Below are 25,429 nucleotides of genomic sequence, written 5' to 3'. Positions count from 1 at the left end.
GGACCGGCTTTTACAGCCGCCGCGAGGCGCGGTATTCGGCGATATCACTGCCTCGAAAGTAGCGCATTGTACTGCAACGCCTCGTTGCGCGCGGGCAACGCGCACCGGCCCGGAAGCGGGGACATCGCCGGACTGTTGCCTTGCCGCGCGAATGCCAGGCCGTCCGCCGCGTGGCGCCTGATCCCGGCGCGCCCGTAGCCACTGCCCGAAAAAACCGTGACAATACGCCGATGAAACCAGTCCACGCGCCCTCACCCCCTGTCCCCTCCCAGCCGGTGGGCATCTTGCTCGCGGCCGGCCGCGGCAGCCGTTTCGACCCCTCCGGGGCCCACAACAAGTTGCTGACAACGCTGCCGACGGGCGCCGAGGCCGGTCTTCCGGTCGCCTTCGTCGCCGCGCGCCGCCTGCGTAACGCATTGCCGCGCGTGATCGCCGTCATCGACGGTGATCCAGACCTGACGCCGGCACAGGCGGCGCACCAACGCACCCTGCGCGACTGGCTGACCAAGGCCGGCTGCGAGGTGATTGCCAGCCCACGCGCCCGACTCGGCATGGGAGCCAGCCTTGCCGACGCCGTGCAGGCAAGCCTTGCAGCGGCACCGGCGGTCGCATCGGCGCCCCCTGCGACAGCCCCCGCCGCGCCAACAGCCGCCGACGCAAAAGCCGTTGCCGGCGGCACGCCGCCGCCCGGCTGGGTCGTCGCGTTGGCCGATATGCCGATGATCGCTCCCGCGACCACGCAGGAAGTAGCCGGCGCACTGCTGGCCGCAGGCGATCCGCTCGCCCTCGTCGCGCCGGTATACGAAGGGCAACGTGGCCATCCGGCCGGCATTGGCGCAGGTCATCTGGCCGCGCTGCTGGCGTTGGACGGTGATCGCGGCGCCGGTGGCTGGTTCAAGGCGTCCGGCTTCATCACCGTGGAAACGGGCGATGCGGGTGTGCTCCGCGATATCGACCACCCGGAAGACCTGGGCTGACGGCGGGCCGTCGATGGGCACCGGTCACGACGAACGCGCCCCCGGCCCGATGCTCAGCCGCGACGCCACACCGCAAGCATGATCCTGCAAATCCTCCGCGGAGGCTCCCCCGATCAGCGGCATCGCGACATGGCGTACGGCGACGTAGACCTCGGTTGCATCCGCCGCGCCGTGCGTCGCGGAGGGCGCACCGCTGACGAAGATCGTCTTGCGCCCCATGTCATTGGCGGCGTCTGGCATATCCCGCGCCACCATCGCGAACAGATTGCCCGTACGTAACGCGTCGACCGAGAGACGCCGCACCTTCCATCGACTGCCACCCAATGCAAGGTCGGACCACGTGGCAGTGATGCGCGCGGCGGCGAGCGCGTCGCGCACATCGGCGCGCACGCAATCGATGTGGATATGCAGGTGATCCTGGGACCGCGCGTTGGCGGGATTGATCGCCAGCCCGATCTCGCTGTCGTCGACCGGTTTGCCCAGCGCGGCGATCACATAACGACGCCGGCTCCACGCCTCGTAAAAATACGGCGGCGCGTCCGGACGCAATACGGCCGGCGACTCGATGCCGGAAATCGCCGAAATCGGCATCAGCAGAAATTGCGCGCGGCCGCGGATATCCTTGATCAGGACATCGTCGCCCGCCGGGTCATATACAAGGCATGGCTGATGATCCGCCGCCGCGACGCAGCGTGCGACAATGCGGGCCAGGGCCTGGCGCCGCGGTCCGTTTGACGCCGTGGCGTCGCTCGTCGGCGTTGCGCCAACAGGCTGCGTGCCGACGTCGGCCCGCACTGCCGGTGCGTGTCGCTCACCCTTCGGCGACGACATGATGTCACTCCTGGCCGCCACCGCCGCGAACAGCGTCAGACCGGCAATGGCGCGAATAATGGCAATGCTGCCCAAAAAGCGCCAAGACAGCCATTCTGTCGTCATTTATCAGCCGGAACGGGTAACGAATCGCGATATCATAGGCCCTTTCCTCTCCGCCCGTGGCATCATGTCAGCCCCCGACTATCTGCGAAAAGTCTTAAATGCGCGTGTCTACGACGTAGCGCGCGAAAGCGAACTGGACTTCGCGCCCAATATTTCCGCGCGCATTCGCAATCGCATTTGGTTCAAGCGCGAGGACAATCAACCGGTCTTTTCGTTCAAGCTGCGCGGCGCGTATAACAAGATGGCGCGGTTGGACGACGCGCAACGGGGACGTGGCGTCCTCGCCGCCTCCGCCGGTAACCATGCGCAAGGCGTCGCGCTGGCGGCTGCACGCATGGGCTGCACAGCCGTGATCGTGATGCCGACCACCACGCCGCAGGTCAAGGTGGACGCGGTGCGCGCGCACGGCGGCGCATTCGTCGAGGTGGTGCTGCATGGCGAGTCCTACTCCGATGCCTACGGCCATGCGCTCACGCTCCAGGCAGCGCGCGGCTTGACGTTTGTCCATCCGTTCGACGATCCGGACGTCATCGCCGGCGCCGGCACGGTGGGCATGGAAATCCTGCGTCAGCATCCGGGCCCGATCGACGCGATATTCGTACCGATCGGGGGCGGTGGATTGATCTCCGGCGTGGCGACGTACGTCAAGGCCGTCCGGCCGGAAACACGGGTGATTGGCGTGCAGACGGAAGATTCTTGCGCGATGGCCCAGTCTCTCGCCGCCGGCGAGCGTATCGCGCTGACAGACGTCGGCTTGTTCTCGGACGGTACGGCGGTCAAACTGGTGGGCGAAGAAACATTCCGCCTATGTCAGATGCATGTGGATGAGATCGTTCGTGTCGATACCGATGCCCTGTGCGCCGCAATCAAGGATGTCTTCCAGGACACACGCAGCCTGCTGGAGCCAGCTGGGGCGCTCGCGTTGGCCGGTTTGAAGCGCGTGGTGGAGCGCGACGGCCTGACGGATCGCACATTAATCGCGATCAACTCAGGTGCAAACCTGAACTTCGACCGGATGCGGTTTGTCGCGGAACGTGCGGAAGTGGGTGAGGCGCGTGAGGCGGTGTTCGCCGTCACGATTCCGGAGGAGCGCGGCAGTTTCCGGCACTTCTGCGAGATTGTCGGCGAACGCTCGGTCACTGAATTCAATTACCGCATCGCCGACTCGCGTTCCGCGCATGTTTTCGTCGGTGTGCAGACGCGCAGTCGTGAAGAGAGCCGGGAATTGGTCGATGCATTCGAACACGCGGGTTTCTCGACGATCAACCTGACGCACGATGAACTGGCCAAGCAGCATGTGCGGCATATGGTCGGTGGCCATTCGCCGAATGCGCACGACGAACTGCTTTATCGCTTTGAATTCCCGGAGCGGCCCGGTGCGCTGATGCGTTTCCTGTCGTCGATGTCACCGAATTGGAACATCAGCCTGTTCCATTATCGCAACCAGGGTGCGGACTATTGCAGCGCGCTAGTGGGCCTGCAGGTCCCCACTGAAGACAGTACGGCGTTTGCCGCTTTCCTAGAACGCATCGGTTATCCCTATAAAGAGGAAACGGCCAATCCGGCCTACCGGTTATTCCTCGCCGACCCGCCCCTGCCGACGCCGCGCACGCCCGGCGCCGCTTCGCGCTAAGGCGCAGGCTACAGACATGACCCCGGAACAATCATCTCTCGGCAAAAGCGTTGGATACACGGATCGATATGATCCGTCCCTGCTTTTCCCGATTCCTCGCGCCCAAGGTCGTACCATGCTCGGCATCGCGCCGGGCGCAACATTGCCGTTCTTCGGCGCCGATATCTGGAACGCGTATGAATTGTCCTGGCTGAATGGCCGCGGCAAGCCGCAGATCGCCGTGCTGACGCTGATCGTTCCAGCCGACGCACCTTGCATCGTCGAGTCGAAATCGCTGAAGCTGTATTTGGGATCATTTGCGCAAACGCGCCAGGAATCGATCGAGATCCTGCGTGATACATTGCGGCACGACATCGGCGCCGTCTGCGGTGCAAGCGTCAGTGTGCAATTAACGCCGCCCCATGCGTTCGGTCGGCTCACTCTCGACGAGCTGTCAGGTACCGATGTGGACCGCCTGGATCTGGATTGCGAAGTCTACACGCCCGACCCGTCGTTTCTTCAAGCGCGCTTTGATGAAGCACCCGTCGAGGAAACGCTGGTGTCGAATCTGCTACGTTCTAATTGCCCTGTGACCGGGCAGCCAGACTGGGGCAGCGTGCAAATCCACTATGCGGGGCCACAGATCGACCAGGCCGGACTGTTGCGGTATATCGTGTCATTCCGGGAGCACACCGGCTTTCATGAGCAATGTGTCGAACAGATATTCCTCGATCTGCTACGACAATGCCGCCCGGTCAAACTGGCGGTATATGCGCGCTACACGCGCCGGGGCGGCCTGGATATCAATCCTTTCCGGACCAACTTCAATATGCCGGTACCGGACAACGCCCGGACTGCGCGTCAATAAGCTTAAGTCCACGCTGACCGCCATCTGCGCGGCGCAAGGAATCGCCCTTCCAGAATACGCGATTCCTCATCCATGGCCCTCCGTCAATTCTTCGATGCGCTGACGCGCGCCCGTTGGTCGCTGCTCGACCATTGCGCAAAGCGGTGCTCAACCTGATTCACCAGCAAGAACAGGAATTCGAGGACCGGACCGCTTGCCACCGCGTCCTGAAGACGACTATGAAACGCCGCGATCTGGGGCGTGGCATCCTCGATCAACTTGCGGCCTTGATCCGTCAGGCATAGGTTGTTCAACCGGTTGTCCCGCGCATCCGGCTCGCGATTGATCGCTCCGCGTCCGTTTTCCAACCCCTGACAGACGCGCGTCAATGCACCGGCGTCGATACCCAGCGTGCTGACCAACAGCTTCTGCGGGTGCTCATCCTTCCAGTCCGACATGCACTTCAGCACACGCCATTCGGGTGCCGAAATCTTCTGCTCGTTATGGCCGCACAAGCCAGTGGTATAGTCGCGGCTCAAACGATTGCAGGCCTGTGCGAGGTCATTGCACAACTCGTCCAGCGAAAGCGCCCGTGCAACATCGGTCTCCACAGGAGGTTCCGCAGCCGTCCTGGCATCCGCAGCACGGGTGCCCAGGATCACGCCCCGCGCCAGCTCGATCACGTCCTGCAGCGCGATCGACCCACGGGCCAATGCCTCCCGGCGCACGGCAACCGCATCGATCGATCCGGCCCGATCCCCTTCGTTGACACCGCTATCAGACACACCGTTGGCGACAGTTTCGGGATGCCGCCCCTCGGCCGCATCACCAGACTGGTCGGTGACAATGCCGGAAATGGTGTCGAAGGCAGCGTTCAACGCATCGATTTGCTCCGATGTCAGCGACTTTCGGGCAATTGCCGCCACAGGTGCCGGCGTCCATGCGGTTTCATCCTCACGCTGCTGCATACGGTTCATTCCATCGAAAATACTGCGCCCCGGCACATCGATTACGTCGCCGATAAAGTTTCCACTCACGTTTCCTGTCTCCTATCCCGATTTCCGGACCAGCCGGCGCGCCACCAAACCCATCGGCCCGCCTTGACCCTACCAACCCTTATCCTCACCGCACAAAGCCGCCTCCGGTGGCGCTTCGCATGAAGCGGGCGCACCTTCTTTTTATTTCGTCATCTTGGAAATTATTATGGTATCCGAACTGTCTGATTGACATTTCGCGACCATTCCACGACATCCATTACAGCACTGTCACCACCCGGTGACTGCGGCAGCGGTTGCCGCCACCAGCAGCACGCTCATGTCGCCAAAGACATATCAACACCATGCGCAACCGTCGTATCACGTGTGTGTCGCGGCCGGCATCGGATAACGCATTGGCAATGCCAGGCCGGAAGCCGACCTTCTTATCCTTCGAGAAAACGATTAAAAAGAGATGACCCGGCACGTCCGCCACGGCCCTGTTATCCGGTCACCACCACACACGCATCAGACACGCACAACGCTTTTAGACGCGGTAAAGACAGGTTCGATTACCAGACCATTATGCCCAGCCCGCAACCGTTGCGCGACCAGCCAAGTCTCATCTTTTTGATCCACCAAAATTTGCAGAGTGGACTATTGCGCCGGTCTCCTCAACATCGCTAGCTAACTACCAGATGCCGATATCTCATCAATGACGCAGGAAACATATACATTGCCATGCACTTGACATCATTCATCGCCAGCCGACTACGTTCCCGTGCGACCCGACGCGGTCAGGCCGCTTTAGTCGGGTAACGATCCGGCTGTTCGTGATGCTGCCTACTGTAATACAGACAACCAATGGCGTGACAAGCGCACCCGCATTTCCGGGCGGCGAACCGAAGCCCCCTTGAACGGACGCCACCCGCATGATGGCGGTATTTGCGATCGATGCCAGCAAAAACGGGTGACGCCCCGAAGGCGTCAACGAGCCGGCGGAAGCCAGGGAGCGTGATGTCCGGTCTAACCGTAAGGACGACAGGCCGTTATGATGAACACGCAGTATGATCGAGAGAGATGCACGCACGTTGCGCTCGCAAACATGCCCATGGTACGGACACGTCATGATTGATTCGGTATCGGATTCGCCTCTTCCCACCGCGCTCGCACCCGCCGATCTGGCACAACTGCGCGCCGCGCGCCAGACGCTAGAAAATCCTGGCTTGGCGGTCAAACTCGCCTCGGCGATGGGAGCACCTTTAGAAAAATTGCTTGGCCGCTTGCCAAGGTTGGCCGGTCGCTTCGTCAACGACGCAACCAGCCGCGCGTTGCAAACTTGCCTGTCACTCGCGATCCGTACGATTCGAGCGCCGCGCACTGAAGAACTGGCCTTCACCATCGATGAAACCAATACGGTGACGCCTGTCGTGCCAACCGAAGTGGTGACGGACGGGAATGGACGGGACGGCAAGCGCAGTCGTCGGCTGCATCAACTCGCGGTGGCCGCCACCGGGGCGGCGGGCGGCGCGTTCGGCATGATCTCGCTGCCAATCGAGTTGCCGGTTACCACGACCCTGATGTTCCGCTCGATCGGGGACATCGCCGCCCGGCACGGCGAGGACATCCGTCGCGCGGAAGTACAGTTGCAATGCCTGACGGTGCTGGCCATGGGCGGCCCGACGGTAGCCGACGACGATGCGTCGTATGGCTATTTCATGGTGCGTGGCGCGATGGCGCAGCAGGTGGCGGCCGCCACCGCGGAACTGGCGGCCCGCGGCGCCGGTGGTCACAGCTCGGCGCTGGTCACCAAGCTGTTGCACTCGGTCGCCGCGCGGTTTTCGGCGCAGGTCAGCGAACAAGCCGCCGCCAAAGCGGTCCCGGTGGTCGGCGCCGTGTTCGGCGCGGCCATCAACACGATCTTTATCGCACATTTCCAGGCCATGGCGCATGCACACTTCACCGTGCGGGCGTTGGAGCGGCAATACGGTGAAGAGGCCGTCAGGCTTGCCTATTCGGATGTGTATGACCTCGGATGAACTGCGCGGCGCGCACCAATGCGCAACGTGCCTCGGGCAGCACCGGCGCAAACATCTGCCAGGCATGGGGCACGCCGGACGTGATCTCGAGCGTGACATTGACGCCCGCCTCCCGCGCACGCTCGGCCACGCGACGCGCGTCGTCAAGAAGCATCTCCACGTCACTCGCCTGGATCAGTAGCGGCGGCAAGCCATGGAAATCACCATATAGCGGGGAAATCCGCGGATCATGGGCATCCAGGCCCCCGGCACCTAACACGAGCGCCGTGGCATCGTGCAGGCCCTGGGAGTCCATCAGGACATCGGTGCCGGCATGCGATTCGAGCGTCGCACCGGTCAATGCCAGGTCGGTCCACGGCGAAAACAATACCGCTGCCGCCGGCATCGGCTCGCCCGCATCACGCAACGCCTGCAACAGCGCCAAGGCCAACCCCCCGCCTGCGGAATCTCCCGCTACGACAATCTGATCAGCCGGCTCTCCCGAATCGCGCAAGGCGTGCCACACGCGCAAGGCGTCATCCAGCGCGGCGGGTGCCGGATACTCCGGGGCCAGTCGATAATCTGGCGCACACACCCGCGCCAATCCGCGGCGCGCCAATGTACAGGTAATGGCGCGGTGGGTTCGCGGGGAACAGAAAAAATATCCGCCGCCGTGCAGGTACAGCACCACGCGACGTGTGGTCTTCAGCAATCGGGGCGATGCCGTCGTGATCCATTCACCAGGCACGCGGCCTGGCGTGGACAGAACCGGTGCAGTCGCGATAGCCGGCGGTGCACTGGCCTTCGGAGCCGAGGCCGGTAAGCCGTCCGCAGGAGTCGACGACGATACCCGAGATGGCGTTGACGCCGCGTCGGACGCCTTGACCGTCAGGTCTTCCATCTCACGAATCACCCAACCGGTGGCAGGTCGCGCCGGCCAGATCATCTTTTCAGCGCCTTGCCGCACGCGCACCGGGTCCAGCGGGGAATGTCGCAACGCGCGCACGCGGCGACGCAAAAACCAACTCAATAGCCCGTTCTGCCAACTCATTGCGACAACCGTCCTTTTTTTCGCCCTGCTCGTCGATCGGCATCCATACTGCGCTGTCCGGCCCTCACCGCCACGGTCACCCGCAACGGCGACGCCGCGCGCCATGCAAGACGATAGCATTGCCGCACTGTTCGCTTTCAGGCAATGGCCCGTTTCCGAATCTCACGGCATATCGGCCGCGGCAAGCTTCTACAATATGCAGGCGAGAAGGAGACCTCCGTTTGAGGAGGTGTCCGGTCCTTTGGCGCGGCCTGACGGCCGCGCTTTTTTTTCGCAGACATAAAAAAAAGAAAAGGGGCTTGTCGGCAGGCGACATCCCCTTTTTTCGCAACGCCACGTGTTAACCGACCCGTACTGATGCGGCATCCGCCGCGTGCCGCTTCCGGCGCGGCCCGTGTCGATCAACGCTTGGCGTTTTGCTGCGCCATCGCATCCACAACAACCTGGCAGAGTTGGAGATGTTGCCGCAGCGCCAAGCGCGATTGCGCGCCTACGTAGGCCAGGCTACGGGCGAACACGTTATTTTCACGAATCAGGAATTTTGCAATGGCGGTCATGATGGCATCCTCTGACTTAGGGATATTACCTAGGGATTACCCCTAGTCTAGTCAGTCGACCGCCACATTGCAAGTTGTCGGATTCTTTTGGTGCATCCTGAGCCGCGAAAGATGCACCGCCTCTATCCATTCACCGTCAGTTCAACACCGATACAACGCCATGGCGCGGGATTTATACAACAGATGGCATCGGGCGCAGCTCAGGCGTGCCGATCGCGCAACACTTGCGCGAAGCTTTCGCCCACGTAGCCGACATTGTCTTCACTGAGGCCTGCTACGCACATCCGGCCCGAACGGATCAGGTAGATCGCAAATTCCTCGCGCAAACGGTCCACCTCCGCCCCCGTCAGGCCGGTATAGCTGAACATGCCGTTCTGCGTCACGAAATAACGGACGTCGCGGTCCGGTAGTCGCGCCTTTAACTCGGCATGCAGCCGGTCACGCATTGCGCGAATCCGATCGCGCATCGGCGCCACCTCAGCTATCCAGCCGGCGAACAACGCCGCGTCATTCAAGATCGTCGACACCAGCGTGCCACCGTGTCGCGGCGGGCTGGAGTAATTGCCGCGCACCGTTGCCTTTAGTTGACCCAGCACGGCATCGGCTGCCACCGGGGTTTCGGCCACGACCGACAAACTGCCGACCCGCTCGCCATACAATGACAGGTTCTTCGAGAAAGACTGCGCGACGACAATTGGCAAGCCGGCATCCGCCATCATCCGCACCGGGCCCGCATCCTCCTCGATACCCATGCCAAAGCCTTGGTAAGCCATATCCAGGAAAGGGATGACGTTCCGCGCCTTTAATACGTCGGTGACCTGCGCCCACTGCGCCGGCGATGGGTCAACGCCGGTTGGGTTGTGACAGCACGGATGCAGCAACACGATGCTTTTCTCGGGCAACGCCGCGAGCGTGGCCAACATCGCATCGAAACGTAGACCACCGGTTGCTGCGTCATAGTACGGATAGGTGTGGACCTTGAAGCCCGCCGCGCCGAACAGCACGACATGGTTGTCCCACGTCGGATCGCTGACCCATAGATGGCTCTCGGGGAAATAGCGCCGCAGGAAATCGGCGCCGATCTTCAATGCGCCGGAACCGCCAACGGTCTGCACTGTCGCGATCCGCCCTTCCCGCAGCGCGAGCTGGTCGGCACCGAAAATCAGGCGTTGGGCCCCCGTCCGATAACCGGCCAGCCCTTCCATCGGCAAATAGACCTGCGGTACCGGCTGCGCATCAATGCGATGCTGCGCCTCGCGCACACAGTCCAGCACGGGAATACGGCCAGCCGCATCGTAATACAGCCCCACCGACAGATTGACCTTGCGCGCGCGCGTGTCGCGCTCAAAGGTTTCGATCATCGACAGGATGGGATCGCCTGCATAGGCGTCGACGTGCTGGAACATTCCGTTTCTCTGATGGGTGCGCGAGGCGTAAGTCTAGCCTGTTTGCGCGCCCTCGGCGCGTAGAAAGTCCCTTCTCACCACCCGTTGATAACGCATTCGTTGACATTGCAATGTTATCGATATATCTTTTCGATATTATATTTAGATATATCGAAATGAAACCATTCCTTCACCCCTTTTTTCGCGCCTGGGGGCCGGTACGCGCCCGGGATGATTTTCCTGGCGGCGGCGCGGCTGACTCACGCCCTCACGGGGCCGGCCTCGGGGGTCGCGGCCGTCGAGGCCGTACCACGCGCCTCGACGGCGTGGACGGTATCGAGCGCGCGACCTTTTCACCGGCGGACATGCCGCACGGCGGCGGACATCACGGTCACAATGGACACGGCGGGCGGCATGGCGAAGGTGGTCGTGTGCTCGGGCGTGGCGAGCTGCCGCTGGTGATGCTCGCGCTGCTGGTGGATACGCCGCGTCACGGCTATGAAATCATTCGGATCATCGAAGAACGCACGCGTGGCGGTTACGCACCCAGCGCAGGGGTGGTCTATCCCACGCTGACGATGCTGGAAGAACAATTGTGGATCGCGGGACTCGGCGCCGACGAGACCGGCAAGCGGCGTTTCCTAGCCACCGAGTCGGGGCGGGTCCACGCCACGGCGAACGACGGCCTGATCCGCGGCGCGTTCGCACGCCTGGACATGGTGGCGCGGATGCGGGCCCGCGAATCCCTGCCGCCCCGGGTGCGCCAGGCGATGGAAACACTGAAACAAGCGCTACTCGCGCCCGGCGCACGCTGGGACGATGCCGAGGCCGATCGCGTCGCGGCGGAAATCGAACGCGCGGCATTATCCATCGTCGACCCGGGTAGCTCGCCGTTGCATAGCCGAACCGCATCGGCCATCGGCGAATCAACAACCGTCACGACGGCAGCCCCCGACACGTCGACCGCGCGGCCCGCCGAGCCTGTGGCCGATCGCCCTGCCGACCCTGCTGCCGAGGCGCCCCATGTCCCCGCGGACCGTTTCCTCCCGCAACGGGTAAGGCACACATTGTCGCGCCGCCTGCTGCAGGTAAAACGCGTGACACATGTGACGCGGCATCTCGTACGCATCACACTCACGGGGGATGACCTGCCAGGCTTCGTCAGTGCATCGTTCGACGATCACGTGAAGGCTTTTTTTCCGCGTGAAGGCGAGGACACGCCCCGCATGCCCGATCTGAGCGATCTGAAACGCCGGAGCGACGATCCCACGCAACGTCCAATCGCACGGGATTACACCCCGCGCCGCTACGATCCGGCGACCAACGAGCTCGATATCGAATTCGTTCTGCATCACGGACATGGCGCGGACGACCATGCGGACAGGGCACACGTTTCCGACGAGGGTCGAGCTGCACGGTGGGCGGCACAGGCGAAGCCGGGCGACCTGCTCGGTATCGCGGGACCGCGCGGCTCCTTCGTCGTACCGGACACGTTTGACTGGTATCTGCTGGCAGGCGACGAAACGGCGTTCCCCGCCATCGGCCGTCGTATCGACGAGTTGCCGGGACATTGCCAGGCTTTCGTCTTTGTAGAAGCGAGCACGCCCGAGGACATACCGCAGTGGCCCGCGCGGCCGAACGTGCGTGTCGTGCCGGCGCTGCGCGGCAATGCCCCGCCCGGTACAAGCGATGTATTGTTGCAGACCGTTCGCGACACGCCGCTGCCAAAGGGGGTCGGGCATGGCTGGGTCGCGGCCGAGTCCGGTGCGGCCCGCGCCGTGCGTCATCATCTGATCGACGCGCGCGGCTTCGACAAACAACATGTGCGGGCGGCAAGCTATTGGCGCAACGGCGCCAGCAACCAGCATGAATCGCTGGACGACTAGGCGCGTGCCGATGTGCCGATGTGCCGATGTGCCGATGTGCCGTGTGTCACGCGCACCGCGGTACGGTGATAAGTGAACGTGCCATCGTCATCGACCCCGGGCACCATGTGGCGTCGCTACGATCAGTGATCCGTTGTACCGTGGAGCCCTGCATTGTCCACCCCGTCGGCGCCGTCATCCACGATCTGCACGTCGTCCAATAAAGATAATGGTGGTATCTGCCGAAGCCGGCGGGCCACGGCGATATCCAACTGCAATGGCCCTTGCGGCAACGCCTGCCACGCGGCTTGCCGCGCGTTGGCATGCAGCGGCATCACCCCGCTCGGCGACGGTTGCCCTTCCCGCATCATCTGCAATGCCAGCCGCGCCGCCATCGCCGCTGCGGCCTGGGGTAGCGGCATCACGCGCAACAGGCATCGTCCCGGCATCGCCTCGCGCGGCAACGCATCCGCCGCGCAAAACGTCCCAATTCCGGCGGCCAGGGCGGCACGGGTCACTGTCTCCGGGGTCCGCCCATCGACATAGAGCAAACGCACCCCCTTTGCACGCCAGTACGCCACGGCGCTGTCGAGCGCGCCGTCCGCCATGACGACCTCAATGCCCTCCGTCGCATCCGCACGCATGCCCAACGCCGATGTCGTTTGCCCCGATGTGCTACCTCCCACCAATGACCTCTTCTGCAAAACGCCGATGCCTGTCATCGGTTCCCCTCGCCAATAGCCGATGCGTAGCGGCGCCTGATGCGGTAGGTAGCGGCGCGCCCACTGCCATTGCATCGCCTCGGACGGACCTGCGATGACACCACCGATCGCGTAGTGTGCCTTGGTCTCGCGCGCCATATCGGTGACACACCTTGCCGTGACCTCGTCGACGTCGCTGAAGACAACGCGGACGTCGCCGCGCGGCGACGCATTGGCCCGGTCACCTTGCATGGCCGCCTCACGCTGCATTACCGTGCTAACAGCACCGGTCGCGCAGGCACCTATCGTATAGACCACGGCGGGCCGCGTACCGCGCCGCTGCAAGGCGTTGGTGACCGTCACGTCACAATCGGCCTCGCGATCATTCGTGGGGAGCAATACCGCATCGACTTCTGGAAAGAAATTGGCATCGGTCAACGCATCATGGAAGGCCTGCGCCTTGGCCGCGGCCGCCGTACTGTCCGGTCGAATGATCATCACCGTGGGAAAAGCCGCCGCGCGCGACGTGTCAAACAGTCTTGATCCATTGTCCTCCCGACGTAATGCCGGCACGGCACCCTGCCGGAATAACAACGCCACGCCAGGCCGCAGGAAGCGTGGCATCTCTTGCAACAGCCCGGCCCATGCCACAGGCGGCGCCAGTTTCCACCACACGCCGGCAATCAACAACACCGCGCCAGCCAGCGTGATCATCATGCGACGCCACCAGTGGCTGCCGCGCCGCGATGGGACCGAACGCATCATCGCGCCTCCTCGTCGTTCCAGGCGAGGGCGACACACGTAATATCGTCGGCTTGCGGCACGCCGTCCGCAAAGGCATGAACCGATCGCAACACGGCGTCGGTGACATGGGCCGCAACGCGCATCGCCGAAGACGGCGGCGCGCCACCGGTTGCGGCTACGTTGTCAAGAACGGACGCATCCACGAGTCGTTCAACGCCCACCGCCGCAATCACCGTATCCCGCAAGGCATTGTCACCATATAGGGCCTCGGCGTGGTCGCATGCCTCGGTAACGCCATCGGTGTAAAAGAAAACGATGTCGCGCCGGTCAAGGATCTCCCGGTGCTGCGTGTAGCACGCCTCGGACCACGCGCCCAGGGCCATTCCTCTGCCTTGATCGAGCCAGCGTGCCTCATCGGGCACCGCACGGTTCAGCCACACCGGGAAGTTGTGCCCGGCATTGGCATAATCGAATGTCCTGGTTTCGAGATCCAACACGCCGAAGAACAGCGTGACGAACATGCAGTGGGGATTGTCTTCGCACAACAATGCGTTCAACCGCGTCATCACGGCAGCCGGCTCCGGCGTCAGGCCCGCGATGTTCTTCAGCAAGGATCGCGCGACGGCCATGAAGAACGCGGCCGGCACGCCCTTGCCCGATACATCGGCAATGACGATCGCCAGATGCCGGTCGTCGAGCATGAAGTAATCATAGAAGTCGCCGCCAACTTCGCGCGCAGGTTGAATCGCCGGCGCCAGCGCCAGTCCGGCGCGACCGCATGCGGCGGGAAGTCCCTGTGGCAGTATCGACATCTGCATCTGCTGCGCGATCAGCAGTTCCTGGCGCAATGCGGCGAATCGCACTTCCTGCACCAGCGCCGCCTCTCGCTCCGCAAGCAGGCCACGCAACCGTTGATGCTGCTCGCACACCAGACGCGTCATCTGGGTCAGCACCGCGGCAAGGTCAATCAGCGAATCCGATGGGGCTTGCAGCGCATCGAGGGTCCGCAGGATCGCCGCGCGGTCCCCCTCGTCGAGCGTTGCCGCCAGCGTACGCAGTTGCGCCCGCATCAACTGGCCCTGTTGCGCAACGGCGCGCGCGCGTTCATCACGTAACGTCTGCAACGCCGCCAGCTCGGCATGCAAGGCGGTGGCGGCCCGCACGATGACGCCGGCCTCGTCATCACGATCGCGGTCGACATCATCGAGATGCACATCGCTTCGACCATCGGCCACGCGTCGCAAGCCGGTCATGGCCCGTCGCAGCGGCGCGAAAATCACGGCAAACGATCCGCGCAATCCCACCCCAAAGCCGATCGTCACCAACACGACCGCGATGAAAAATACCATCCCGAACGCACTGCTCCGATATCGGTCGACACGGGAAATCGGGTCGTCATCGACGATCGCGCCGGTATCGATTGGCGCGACATCGGCCGATGCGAGCGCCGCCCCGCCCGTGCGCCAGACAAGCCAGCCGATCTGCCTGTCGTCGGCACCCGTCACCGGCAACGCCGTTTGCCAATAATGACGCCCATCGACTGTCACGCGCCGGACCTCGGCGCGGTCACGGTGCATCACCGGCCATTGCGCGTCCGCTGGCCATCCAGGACGCATCGCGATGGAAAGGGGCGCGCCGCGAATACCGCGCATCGCACTCACCGACGGGACGGCATCGTCACCCGGCTGCGCTTCCTGGGTGCCCATGGCGGCAGCGGCGCGCTCGACCACGCCACCATGGAGATTCACCAATGCGACGTCTCCACCTATGCCGCGTTGCAATCGTTCCAAGGCGGGGGCGGCCGACACGACCGTCGCCACGTCTCGTACGGCGGCGAGCGGTGGCGATCCCGGCAAGGACGATGACGACATCGGGCCGGTATCGATGCAGTCGGACCACCCATAATGTGCACCATCAAGCGCGCGCAGTAACGCGGGACCCGTACAGCCCAATGCCTCGGCGGCCGTCGCACGTTCGTCATGCCAGCGACGTGCCAGCAACGCAAGCAACACCGCGCTGTCACCTGCATCCTGCCCCGTCAACCGGTCCTCGATTTGCGACCAGGTGGGGAAGTGGCCCGTCTCGTGCCATGCGCCCCAGTCCGCAAGCCGGCGCCACGGCAGCGGCCCGCCGGCTGCGGCGCCCTCTTCCCGTACATGCGCCACGCCAGCCCCGCGCAATACCGGTGCCGCGGAAAACTTGCCGAAAACAACAAGGCAGAAGCCGATCACCAGCACTGTCATCCATGCGGCGCCCAGCAAGGCGATGCCGGTCACGGCAAAGACATCGCGTTCGATACGCGTGCGGGATGCCCGTGATCGCCCCTTCATGGTGGCCCCGAATGGATACCGTTACCGTCACCGTTATCGCCGTCGTAGACGGGTGTGGACGTGCAACGCACTGGCGCACGCGGGCGCAAAGCAATCGATCGGCGAGCCGCGCGCTGCCACGGACTGGCGACCGCCTGCCAACGCCACGCCTGCACAGCCGCCATCATCGGCAAACACGTCAGTGCCAACACGGTCACCGCGAATGGCCAGCCCGATACCACCATGCAACTCAAGCCCGGTCCAACGATCAGCGCGCCCACCGCGACAGCCGCGATCACATCTCGCCTCGCCCTTATTCTCGCCCGCATCCGTGGCTTGCAACCACCGTCTCCGGCACGCGGGAAAAGAGACGACGTGCCGCATGCGTCCTTTCCCGCATGCGGGTACGGCCTGGACGCCACATCCTCGAGGTCACGCACGTCACAAACGTCAATGTAGACCGGGTCATGCCGCGTGATGTCATGTACGCACCATGTGCAGGACACGGCCTCGCGCAACAGGTATCCCACCATGACTAATATCGTTGCTGGCAAAAGCGCCGCGGGCCAATCCAACAGCGCCGGCCACATACGCACACCCATCAACGACGCGACCGCCACGCCGATCCACAGCGCGATCCCGCTGGCATGCATGCCGAATGACGCCGCGCCGGCCTCGACATCCGGTGTCGCGCGTGCCGGCAACGCCGTCGTTTGAAGGAGCGCCTCAATCGGGGAAACGTCGTGCACGGTCCGGTCCACGGCCCATAGCCGATGCAGCCCCCATCCCGCAGCGAGGCAAACGACCGCGTACGCGCCGAACATAACCGACGCGCCGACCTGTCCCAGCAAGCCAGCCAGACTGCCCGCGCCAATGCCGCATAGGAGGGCGAACCATCGCGTCTGCGCGCCAACCGGTACCACGATGCGCGTGGTGACCGTTCCCTGCGCGAATGCCGCGCCGCCGGCCGCATTGGAAAGACACGCCGCGCGAAGGGGAGGCCATGCGGGGTCTGTCTCGGTGCGATCGAGGATGCCGGATCGTTCGCGTAGCGTATGCCAACGCGCCGTGACGCGTTGTACCGCACGCGCGGCAATACGCGCCCGATCGACATCATCCGCCGCGTCCGCGGATACCGCGGCCAGGAACCCGCCACGTCCTCCCACGCGCCAGAGCGTCCGATAATCGTCGTGCAGCAGCGCATCGATCATCCGGCTCGTAACCGCGTCGCGCACCATGGGGCCCGACCACCACGCATAACGCCATGCGGCGAGACACAGGATTGCCATTGCGCCGCCGAACCAGAACAGCGGCATCCAAAACGTCCAGTCACGCGGCAACGCCGATAGCACGATCGCACCGGCACCCTGCACAGGCATCGGCGATAAACTTCCCTGCACATATGCAACGACATGCCCCCCCGCGTCATCGACCGGCATCGACACGACAAATGCCGGCGAGGCCGGCATCCTCGGCGCGTCGGATAGCCAGGATGATCCCAACTCCGCACCTGCCGGATCGACGATGCGTATCGTCATGCCGGGCTGATCCTGGACCCGCTCCCGCAATTGCATCGATAGTCCCGCGATTTCGCCCAATGGCGCGATCCGCGACGCCACCATGCTTTCACGCGCCACGGCGGTCACCACCGCTTCGAGACGATGCTGCCGCAGCGCCTGCAAGCCGATACGGCGCTGTGCCGCGCTGTCGATCAGTACCGGTATCGCGATCGCCGTCCCCAACGCCAACACCGCCGTCACAAACGTGGCAACGGCAAGGCCCTGCCAACGGCCGGTGCGTGCCCGGGTGAAGGCACGGTTATCAGAGGGGATCATCGGTGACGCCCGGTAGTTCCACCATTGCATGCGCCAACGCATGTTGGCGCCGATATGCGCGCGACCACGCGGCGCGCCATCCATCGGTCATCACCTGCTGCCGGCGTGCACGCCACCACGCGCCGGCGGACACGACCAATGACAGCAGGCCTGCCGCTAAAAGGTATCGGATCACCCAACGCCAATGGCGGATGAACGCCGCGCCGTCCGTGTCACGAAGGCTCGCCGCCTCATGCCAGAGGCCACTTTCGGCCGTATCCACACCGATGACGGCGAACGCCACGCCCCGGCCGAGCGCATCGCGTACAGGTTCGCCAATCAGGCGCTCTCCCGCATGCACGATGGACCACGGCGATATGGCCCACGCCTCCGGCGAGCGTCGGTAGACATCGTCGTGCGCCGCGCCGCATGGCACCTGTCCCACCGAGGCGCGGCCACTCGTCAGAATGCACTCCATCGTGCCCGCATCGCCGCCCGTACCTCCGTGCATCGCATCACGTACGGGCGCGGGCAAGATGCCGCCCGTGCCCGTGGTATCACTTCCCGCACGGATGACGCCTTGCAAGTCCACCAGCGCAATCCAATGCAGTGACGTCTCATCCTCGTACGCCCGGGCCAGCACCGCCGGAACTCGCGAGAACGTCGCATTGTCCGCATCCATTGCCGATGGATCGGTTACAGGCATGTCCTGGCGCTCGACCGCATGCACCGCCCCCGCCTTTCCCGTCGCTGGCATGGGCGGCGTCGACGATGTTATCGACGTGAATATCGGGTCCCATGCCGTGAAGCGACCGAGACGCTCGGCCACGGACGCCAATGTCAGCCGCGCGCGTGCCTGTGCCGTCGCCTCCAGTACACCTTGATCGTGTGAACGCAACATGGCCGACATGACACTCACCGCCGTGACGGCGCACAGCAACGGCACACCGAACAGCGCCAGCCAGCCAGCCAGAACGCGCACCGCGCGTCGAGAGGAGAAAAAATGCGTGGTGTCGATGAACGTGAAGCGGCGCGGCCGCGTGATGCTATGGTGACATGACATGAAAGACCCGATTCCGCCCTTTCCGTTCCTACCGGCCGAAAGCATCCAGCCCTGCGCCCCGGTTTTTCATCTGTGCACGGTTGCAACGATCGACGAAACGGCACGCTGCATCCGCGCATTGCACGAATGGCTCGACGCTAGGTCACCGGGGTCGCGCCATGGGTTCCACGCCGCGTTGATCATCGACGAGCTGCTGCACAATGTGTCAATGCACGGACAACGATCCGCCGACGATGACCCGGGCAACCACACATGTTTCGCGCTCTGGGTGACCCCCATGGGAACGGGTTTCGCGATCACGCTTCATGACAATGGGATCGCCTTCGATCCGCTGACGGCGCGGCCGGCACGCGTGACCCCGCCGTCACTCGACGATCCGATGGGGGGCTTGGGACTGGTGCTGGTGAAGCGGTTGTTGCACGCGGCGCATTATCACGTGCAAAACGGAGAAAATCGCCTTTTCATCCTCGTCTTGCCCTAGCTCAGGCCAAGCTGCTCGTCTCACCGAAGCACCCCGTGAGATGCTTACCGAACAGCATTCCAATTATCAGAAACGTCTCTTGTCATGTCCGTAAATTCTTAAAAGTTGCGTAACAAACCTTGCGTATCTGGCAGTATATCGACGTGAATCCTCGCGAATGCCAGATGTCTCTCAACGATCTTCATCCGGTATTGAAATTGATTTTCCATCGCCAGAAGTAAAAACCACGATTCAAATTAGTTACGTAAAACCCTTTACGCAAATTCCTTTGAATGTATTTTATACCAGTTAAAACGATCGTTTGAAAAAAACGACTAAACGATCGTTTGATTTACACTATCATCTACATGATGTGCTCACGAACTACTGTTGTTAGGTACATGAATTTCAAAATTTCTTATCTTGACACAAGTTAAAACACCCGTATCACCAATAAAAAATCCATGCTCTAGGGAATTACCTACCTGCAAAACACAGAAAAACCCGAAAAATAATAATTCAAAACGAACTTCGATAACCCTTAATCAACGCCAGCTACTTTTTTTAGGGATAATTCGAAGACTACCTAAATCCAGGTATCGATTTTTTGAGAAAGATCGTTTCTAATGTAATCAATCGTTATCTCATAGCACGTGTATTCGCCGGGGGCGATCCTCCCTGGCGGAACCGTCGGTTGCCAGGGGTTACCCACCTCCGGAGCTACCCGAAGGAGCACAAGCGACATGATGAGTTTTCGCAACGCATCGAGCACGACCCCTGGTATCGCGGCCTTGAATCTTGCCGAGTTCCGTCGACGTGCCGAATGCGGGTCCGCTGTAGCTGTCGTGCGAGACCGCACCAGTGTCAAGGTAATCGCTGTCGGGTTGACGCCTGATGCCCGGAGTGTGGCCTGGTTACGAGCGAACGAAGACACGGCGGCGCATTTTGTGTCGTCATTAGGTAACGCATTTGGCAAACGGATAGCGGAGCATACCGCCCGTGAGCTGAATCTGACGTCGTATGGGAGTGTGCCATTGACAGCGTCGCTGATACAGAACGCGATAGAGATGGCTGAAAGCGCAAAGGCATCACTGGAAGGTGTGGCATTCATGCAGACGCTACACATCAAGGCGTCTCTCGGCACTGCGCTTTAACACCTAAGACAGGGCGTACGCTGTCCGCGGGACGAACGGTTTTCATAATCGTCGACAGTCAACGGACCGGGTTTGCGCGTGCCGCAGGCGCCCCTTGTGAAAATTTGCCTATCAACGTTTGCGTTCGTCGCCAAGCCGCACGCATGCCGGCGGATACCGCCTCCGGGGAAATAAAATGAAAGACATGATATGTAGTACTGATCACTTTCACCATGTTGCATCGCTGTCGAAGATATCGGTCAGCCTTACGTCGGTCGATGCGACGCAATGCCATCCGGAGGTAAATGAGGACGATGCGCTTACCGATGGCGCGTTCGATGAGACAATTACTACGACATCGCTGGATGTCGAGGGCGAACCGGCGCCGGCATCCAGATTGGAATCGTGCGCGCTATTGCAGTCCCCGGCAGCGCAGTCCGCAGGAGTGGAACCAATCGTCCATACGATGCCGTTCACCGGCTACGTCGACGAGAACGCACTTTTCAAGGAATTAATCGATCGCCACGCGTCGCGGCTCTATCGTTTTATTTTGAAGCATATCGGCAACGCGTCTGATGCGGAAGAGTTGGCCCAGCAGACATTCGTTGAAGCCGTGCAGGCATACCGCACCTTCCGTGGTGACTCACAATTGTCTACCTGGTTGTACGGCATCGCGATGAATCTGGTGCGCAATTACCTTTCTCGCGCACCGCATCGTCGGCATCATATGACGGACGACTCGATACTCGACGACATGCCGGAAAGCGAGATCGCGGGGCGTACCGTGCATGACCCCGAGCAACGTTTTGCGCAATCACAGTTGTTCGCGCAAATGGACATCGCGCTGGCGGAATTGCCGGTACATATGCGCGAGCTGTTGATTCTGGTCGGCGTGGAAGCGTTGTCCTATGAAGAAGCCGCCGTCATGCTGACGATTCCAATCGGTACCGTACGCAGCCGGCTCTCACGCGCGCGCAAAGCGCTCTCCGAGAAACTCGCGGCGCGTGGCATCGTGCTTTGATACCCGGCCCTTACGTCATGGGGCGCGAACAGGCGGCGCTTGTTGCCCGCACACGCCACACCATACCGATTGATACCAGCCTCGCTTGAAACGGAGGCTGGTTTTTTTTTGGCTAGGGGCGATCCGGCACTGTTGAAACGCCAGGAGGCTGCAGTAGCGGCGTGGTGATCGTAGTGATCCCCAATGCATCACGGCTGACGGTACTACCGGGCGGAGTCCTGCCCCGGTCGATCGAGGTCATCCCATCCAGAGCCGGCGTTGGCGTTGGCGTTGGCGTTGGTATTACGCCACTCGTCGCGCCGTTCGGCACGGGATTGCCGTTTGGACGATAGGCCGGGCCATCGGGAATACTGATCATCCGCGGCCGAATGATGAAGATCCGCTCGGTATTGGCGGAGTTGGTCTGGCGGCTGCGAAACAAGGCGCCCAGCAGCGGAATCTTGCTCAGCCAGGGGGTACGCTGCAACGCCAGCCGCTCATTGCTGCTGTTATACCCCGCGATCACCAGCGCTTCATTTTCGGAAAGGCGTGTCTGTGTCCCGATCGTGGTCTTGCGTATGCGCGGCAGGCCGCTGTCATCCAGCTCCAGAATCGTGCCGTCCTCGATGTCTACCGTCAACTCGATTTCACCCAACGGCGCATTTGCCACATACCGCGGCGTCACATTCAACGTCGTCCCCACGCTGACGGGCGTGACCGTTGCCACGTCCCGGCCGGTCGTTCTGATATAGACGGTGTCGGACAGATCCATGACGGCGCCAAGGTTGTCGAGTGTCAAGATCGACGGACTGGCCAGCACGCGTGCGTCACCATCCGCCTCCAGCAGGGTCAACCGGGATGCGAAGGCGTTGCCTGCATTGCCGACCAATGACAACACGCCGCTGGCGCCGGCGGTTGCGCCCAACAATGCGCCGCCCCTGGCTGCCGCGGTCGCCGTGGTGCTCCCTAAACCGATGCCGACATTGCCCGTGCGTGCGCTCCAGTTGATTCCCAGTTCCTGCACGCGGTTTTTACTGACATCAACGATCTCGGCCTCGATCTGCACGATGGCGGTGGGAACATCCAGTTCGTCGATCAGCTTTTGATAGATCGGCATCCGGTCCGGTACGTCCTGAACGATGATGGCGTTCAACCGGGCATCGGCGCGAATCGAAGGTTGAATCGTGCGCGGCAGGTTGGCCTGGAGCGCCATCTCACCGCCGGCAGTGCCTGCCGCAACGGCATTGCCGTTTCCGGCCCCCCCCGCCGCCAGCGCCTGGCCCAGACCGTTCGGTGGCGAGACGCTGGCACCGGCCGACAACCCCATCGGCGGCAGTGGTGGCATGCCGCCCGCCACGCCCGTCAATGAGGGATATCCAGTGCCGCCGCCCTGCAACGGTGAATACGATGGCGGTAGATTCGGCGCTTGAAACGAAGGCGGATTCGCCCGCAAGGGTGCGGTCAATGCCGACATGACCTCGTTGCTGCCACGCCCCCCGCCGTTGCCGCTGCCGTCCCCTTCGATCAGCGCACGGAGCGTGGTGGCCAATCCGGGCGTGACAATCTGCCGGTCCCGGTATTGAATCGTCCGATCAAGCACCGATGCATGCTTGAGCCGGAACACCCGCACTTCCTGCGCGCCCGCAGCACTCGGCAATTGCGCGACCAGCCGCTCGACCAGCTCGACATAACGTCGCGGTCCGGACACCAGCGCAACCCCCCGCTCCGGCATCTCCCCCCATCCGAACCGGGGGTCGAGTACCCCGAGCGTGTACAACGCGCTGCGCAGGCCGCCGATGCTCCCGCCACGCGCATCCACCACGCGGGTGCTGACATCGGATGCACCGCTGATGTACAGCACGCCCGCATAGCTGAACCATGAGAAACCGTAGACGCTTCCCATCTGATCGAGAAAGGCGGTGGGATTCGCACTGTTGAAGCGGCCGTTTACCCGTGCACCAAGGCGTGAATCAGCGCGGGCCGATGCGACGCCGTCGAGATCGAGCTGGAGGCTGAAATTGCGCGCAAAGTCCTGCAGGACTTTTGTCACGGGCGCATTGTTCGCGTAATACGTGAACGGTGCATCGTCCCAGCGCGGCGCCGCCGCAGCACTATCGATGCCCGTTGCACAGACTGCCGCCAATGCAAAAGCGATGACGACGGACCGCAGGCGATACACCGGAACCGGGGCGGCGTGGGCGTGCCCGACGAGAGAGGCAGACTGCTTTGAAAGGCGCATGACGGACTTGGAAGTGGGGGAGGGCCAGAAGATGAAACGATCTGCATCCGCGTTTGCCTCGCAAGACGCAACGGCATAATGACGCGCGACGATTGCCGACGCCATCACGCGGGTATGAAAAAAACGGGCATCCGTGCAGGGGCCTGCACGGCATTGATCCGCTCGGCACGCGCCAGAAGCGTGCGCCACGCAGCGAATCCATTGACGAAGTCACCTAGCGTGCGAGCGAAGACATCCAGGTCATCCTGGCCGACGTGCGGCGTCCGAAGCGCCTCCCGCCGCGACGGACCGTAGGACGTGTCGACATGGACGCCGGTTGACGTACCACTTTGCTCCGCCATGTCCACGACGCGCTGCAGCCATGCCGCACGTGCCGCCGCGTCCACGACACAATATGCGCGATACCGGTTCGCCGACCACAATGCCAGGCGGCCCAGCCGCAACAACACCGCGTCACGCTGCGTCCCAGGAGAAGGCAGCAGCGTCAAGCGTCCACGAAGCAACACGCTGCCTTCCCGGCACGGGATCATTTCAACGCGATACCGCTGATCGAACACGACGACCCGCGTCTTCGACGCGCCCTGCGCCGCACGCACCTCACCGGGCAGTCCGCGGCGCAGCAGATAGGCATCGATCAGCCGCCGCGCGGCAGCCTCGCCGTCCTGTTTCATGATCCGTCTCCCCTGTCGTCCGGCCCCAACATTTCCCGCACGAAACGCAGCACTTCCGCCACCGGCTCCAGGAAGACTTCGGGAATGTATTCATCCACCGTGGCGTCCGCGAGCATGCCGCGTGCAAGCGGAATGTTCTGTACGATCGGTACGCCCGCGTCCCGGGCCTCGCGGATCATTGCTTCCGCCACCGCGCCCTCTCCTTTTGCCAGGACCAAAGGCAATGGCGAGTCCGGATCGTCTTGCTTGTAGTACAGCGCGATGGCCACGTGCGTGGGATTGGTCACGACGACCGTGGCATTGCGCGCACGCTTGACGGAGCCTTCCGTGGCCATCTCGCGCTGCAGGCGACGGCGCATACCCTTCACATGCGGGTCTCCTTCCATCTCCTTGTATTCGCGCTTGACCTCGTCCTTGCTCATCTTCAACTGGGTGCGATGCTGGAAACGTTGCCAGGCCAGATCCGCCAGACCGATGACGAGATAGGCCAGCGCCACGTTGATCAGCAACGTCAGCATCAGCGTACTGATCGCACTGAACACCCCTTCCAATCCTGCACGCGGCAATGTGAACAATTGCGGCAATGCATTCATCAGCACCTTGTAGACCAGCACCGACAGGAAAACGATCTTCAGCGTCGATTTCAGGAACTCGACGAAGTTCTTTTTCGAGAAAATTTGCTTCAGGTTCGTCAGTGCATTGAGCTTCTTCCCGCTGGGCTTCAGTTTCTCGAACGCAAGGAGTACGCCGGACTGGATCATCTCCCCGAAAATGCCCACTGCCAGCACGATCACGAGAAAGGGCGCGACGATCATCGCCACCTCCTTCGCCGCCATATGCGTAAACGCCGAAACGGCCGAATCGAACGGCATGTCCATCAGCGTCGGCGGCACCAGGATCAAGCCGGTAAGGGATTCGTACATCGCCTTTCCCCGTCCGATCAAGTAACCGAACAACGACAGGATCAGCAAGGTCTGCGTGAAATCCTTGCTCTTCGGCACATCGCCTTTCCTTCTGGCATCCCTGAGTTTCTTTTGCGTGGGCTGTTCCGTTTTTTCGCTGCTCATGCTTTT

Annotated in this window: 21 protein-coding genes and 1 pseudogene; 9 read left to right on the top strand and 13 right to left on the bottom strand. The window is 62.5% G+C overall.

Annotated elements, in window-relative coordinates; all coding sequences use genetic code 11:
• The first annotated feature begins 230 nt into the window (after positions 1–230).
• Positions 231–977 (top strand): nucleotidyltransferase family protein, encoded by a 747-nt coding sequence (locus tag SJQ66_RS18225; RefSeq protein ID WP_253463143.1) that lies wholly within the window; start codon positions 231–233, stop codon positions 975–977.
• A gap of 24 nt (positions 978–1,001) precedes the next feature.
• Here SJQ66_RS18225 and SJQ66_RS18220 read toward each other — a convergent pair whose 3' ends face one another.
• The gene (locus tag SJQ66_RS18220; RefSeq protein ID WP_024902590.1) at positions 1,002–1,913 is read right to left on the bottom strand and encodes a CDP-diacylglycerol diphosphatase; all 912 of its coding nucleotides are present in this window, start codon (positions 1,911–1,913) and stop codon (positions 1,002–1,004) included.
• A gap of 64 nt (positions 1,914–1,977) precedes the next feature.
• Between SJQ66_RS18220 and ilvA the strand changes: the two genes are divergently transcribed.
• Both ilvA and queF read left to right on the top strand, forming a co-directional pair.
• On the top strand, positions 1,978–3,546 hold the full coding sequence (ilvA, locus tag SJQ66_RS18215) for a threonine ammonia-lyase, biosynthetic (protein WP_024902589.1): 1,569 nt from the start codon (positions 1,978–1,980) through the stop codon (positions 3,544–3,546).
• A gap of 16 nt (positions 3,547–3,562) precedes the next feature.
• Positions 3,563–4,393, top strand: a complete 831-nt coding sequence (gene queF, locus SJQ66_RS18210) for an NADPH-dependent 7-cyano-7-deazaguanine reductase QueF (RefSeq protein WP_024902588.1) — start codon at positions 3,563–3,565, stop codon at positions 4,391–4,393.
• Positions 4,394–4,476: 83 nt separating this feature from the next.
• Here the strand turns inward: queF and SJQ66_RS18205 are convergent, their stop codons facing one another.
• Together SJQ66_RS18205 and SJQ66_RS18200 are read right to left on the bottom strand one after the other, a co-directional pair.
• On the bottom strand, positions 4,477–5,409 hold the full coding sequence (locus tag SJQ66_RS18205) for a MarR family winged helix-turn-helix transcriptional regulator (RefSeq protein WP_024902587.1): 933 nt from the start codon (positions 5,407–5,409) through the stop codon (positions 4,477–4,479).
• Positions 5,410–6,103: 694 nt separating this feature from the next.
• Positions 6,104–6,436, bottom strand: coding sequence for a hypothetical protein (locus SJQ66_RS18200; protein WP_081764822.1), 333 nt, complete (start codon positions 6,434–6,436; stop codon positions 6,104–6,106).
• 37 nt (positions 6,437–6,473) lie between these two features.
• Here SJQ66_RS18200 and SJQ66_RS18195 point away from each other — a divergent pair, with 37 nt between their 5' ends.
• Positions 6,474–7,385 carry an EcsC family protein gene (locus SJQ66_RS18195; RefSeq protein ID WP_253463147.1) on the top strand — a complete coding sequence of 304 codons (912 nt, stop codon included), beginning with the start codon at positions 6,474–6,476 and terminating at the stop codon, positions 7,383–7,385.
• On the opposite strand, the gene SJQ66_RS18190 is transcribed toward SJQ66_RS18195, so the two are convergent.
• The 3 genes from SJQ66_RS18190 to SJQ66_RS18180 all read right to left on the bottom strand — a co-directional run bounded on the left by SJQ66_RS18190 (position 7,348) and on the right by SJQ66_RS18180 (position 10,378).
• Positions 7,348–8,415 (bottom strand): alpha/beta hydrolase, encoded by a 1,068-nt coding sequence (locus SJQ66_RS18190; RefSeq protein WP_320535134.1) that lies wholly within the window; start codon positions 8,413–8,415, stop codon positions 7,348–7,350. The genes SJQ66_RS18195 and SJQ66_RS18190 overlap by 38 nt on opposite strands.
• A 401-nt stretch (positions 8,416–8,816) precedes the next feature.
• Positions 8,817–8,972: a hypothetical protein gene (locus SJQ66_RS18185; protein ID WP_157684951.1), complete on the bottom strand. Its 156-nt coding sequence runs from the start codon at positions 8,970–8,972 to the stop codon at positions 8,817–8,819.
• A gap of 200 nt (positions 8,973–9,172) precedes the next feature.
• Positions 9,173–10,378, bottom strand: a complete 1,206-nt coding sequence (locus tag SJQ66_RS18180) for an amino acid aminotransferase (RefSeq protein WP_024902583.1) — start codon at positions 10,376–10,378, stop codon at positions 9,173–9,175.
• Positions 10,379–10,488: 110 nt separating this feature from the next.
• On the opposite strand from SJQ66_RS18180, the pseudogene SJQ66_RS18175 reads away from it, so the two are divergent.
• A pseudogene (locus tag SJQ66_RS18175) lies at positions 10,489–10,965 on the top strand (PadR family transcriptional regulator); the annotation flags it as partial.
• A 459-nt stretch (positions 10,966–11,424) separates the two neighbouring features.
• The gene (locus tag SJQ66_RS18170) at positions 11,425–12,243 is read left to right on the top strand and encodes a siderophore-interacting protein (protein WP_036008492.1); all 819 of its coding nucleotides are present in this window, start codon (positions 11,425–11,427) and stop codon (positions 12,241–12,243) included.
• A 122-nt stretch (positions 12,244–12,365) separates the two neighbouring features.
• Here SJQ66_RS18170 and SJQ66_RS18165 read toward each other — a convergent pair whose 3' ends face one another.
• Genes SJQ66_RS18165 through SJQ66_RS18150 form a run of 4 tightly spaced genes read right to left on the bottom strand, consistent with a single transcriptional unit; the run spans position 12,366 to position 18,853 of the window.
• Entirely contained in the window at positions 12,366–13,688 is a 1,323-nt protein-coding gene (locus SJQ66_RS18165) for a hypothetical protein (RefSeq protein ID WP_036008480.1), read from the bottom strand.
• The gene (locus tag SJQ66_RS18160; protein ID WP_253463151.1) at positions 13,685–15,997 is read right to left on the bottom strand and encodes a PP2C family protein-serine/threonine phosphatase; all 2,313 of its coding nucleotides are present in this window, start codon (positions 15,995–15,997) and stop codon (positions 13,685–13,687) included. The genes SJQ66_RS18165 and SJQ66_RS18160 overlap by 4 nt, the downstream gene beginning before the upstream one ends.
• Positions 15,994–17,811 (bottom strand): hypothetical protein, encoded by a 1,818-nt coding sequence (locus tag SJQ66_RS18155; RefSeq protein WP_024902579.1) that lies wholly within the window; start codon positions 17,809–17,811, stop codon positions 15,994–15,996. The genes SJQ66_RS18160 and SJQ66_RS18155 overlap by 4 nt, the downstream gene beginning before the upstream one ends.
• Positions 17,798–18,853 (bottom strand): hypothetical protein, encoded by a 1,056-nt coding sequence (locus SJQ66_RS18150; RefSeq protein ID WP_046151867.1) that lies wholly within the window; start codon positions 18,851–18,853, stop codon positions 17,798–17,800. The genes SJQ66_RS18155 and SJQ66_RS18150 overlap by 14 nt, the downstream gene beginning before the upstream one ends.
• On the opposite strand from SJQ66_RS18150, the gene SJQ66_RS18145 reads away from it, so the two are divergent.
• From SJQ66_RS18145 to SJQ66_RS18135, 3 genes are all read left to right on the top strand, one after another.
• The gene (locus SJQ66_RS18145; RefSeq protein WP_320535133.1) at positions 18,852–19,334 is read left to right on the top strand and encodes an ATP-binding protein; all 483 of its coding nucleotides are present in this window, start codon (positions 18,852–18,854) and stop codon (positions 19,332–19,334) included. The genes SJQ66_RS18150 and SJQ66_RS18145 overlap by 2 nt on opposite strands.
• A gap of 722 nt (positions 19,335–20,056) precedes the next feature.
• On the top strand, positions 20,057–20,467 hold the full coding sequence (locus SJQ66_RS18140; protein ID WP_024902576.1) for a hypothetical protein: 411 nt from the start codon (positions 20,057–20,059) through the stop codon (positions 20,465–20,467).
• 175 nt (positions 20,468–20,642) lie between these two features.
• Positions 20,643–21,467: an RNA polymerase sigma factor gene (locus SJQ66_RS18135; RefSeq protein WP_024902575.1), complete on the top strand. Its 825-nt coding sequence runs from the start codon at positions 20,643–20,645 to the stop codon at positions 21,465–21,467.
• A gap of 112 nt (positions 21,468–21,579) precedes the next feature.
• On the opposite strand, the gene sctC is transcribed toward SJQ66_RS18135, so the two are convergent.
• The 3 genes from sctC to sctU all read right to left on the bottom strand — a co-directional run bounded on the left by sctC (position 21,580) and on the right by sctU (position 25,423).
• Positions 21,580–23,685 carry a type III secretion system outer membrane ring subunit SctC gene (gene sctC / locus SJQ66_RS18130; protein WP_320535132.1) on the bottom strand — a complete coding sequence of 702 codons (2,106 nt, stop codon included), beginning with the start codon at positions 23,683–23,685 and terminating at the stop codon, positions 21,580–21,582.
• Between the two features lie 104 nt (positions 23,686–23,789).
• Complete coding sequence (locus SJQ66_RS18125) at positions 23,790–24,356, bottom strand: type III secretion system chaperone family protein (protein WP_024902572.1); 567 nt, start codon at positions 24,354–24,356, stop codon at positions 23,790–23,792.
• The gene (gene sctU / locus SJQ66_RS18120; RefSeq protein ID WP_036008454.1) at positions 24,353–25,423 is read right to left on the bottom strand and encodes a type III secretion system export apparatus subunit SctU; all 1,071 of its coding nucleotides are present in this window, start codon (positions 25,421–25,423) and stop codon (positions 24,353–24,355) included. Before sctU ends, SJQ66_RS18125 begins: the two co-directional genes overlap by 4 nt.
• Positions 25,424–25,429 lie beyond the last annotated feature (6 nt).

Source organism: Robbsia andropogonis, assembly GCF_034047095.1.
Taxonomy (GTDB): Bacteria; Pseudomonadota; Gammaproteobacteria; order Burkholderiales; family Burkholderiaceae; genus Robbsia; species Robbsia andropogonis.
This window is presented reverse-complemented; position numbering and strand designations above follow the sequence as displayed.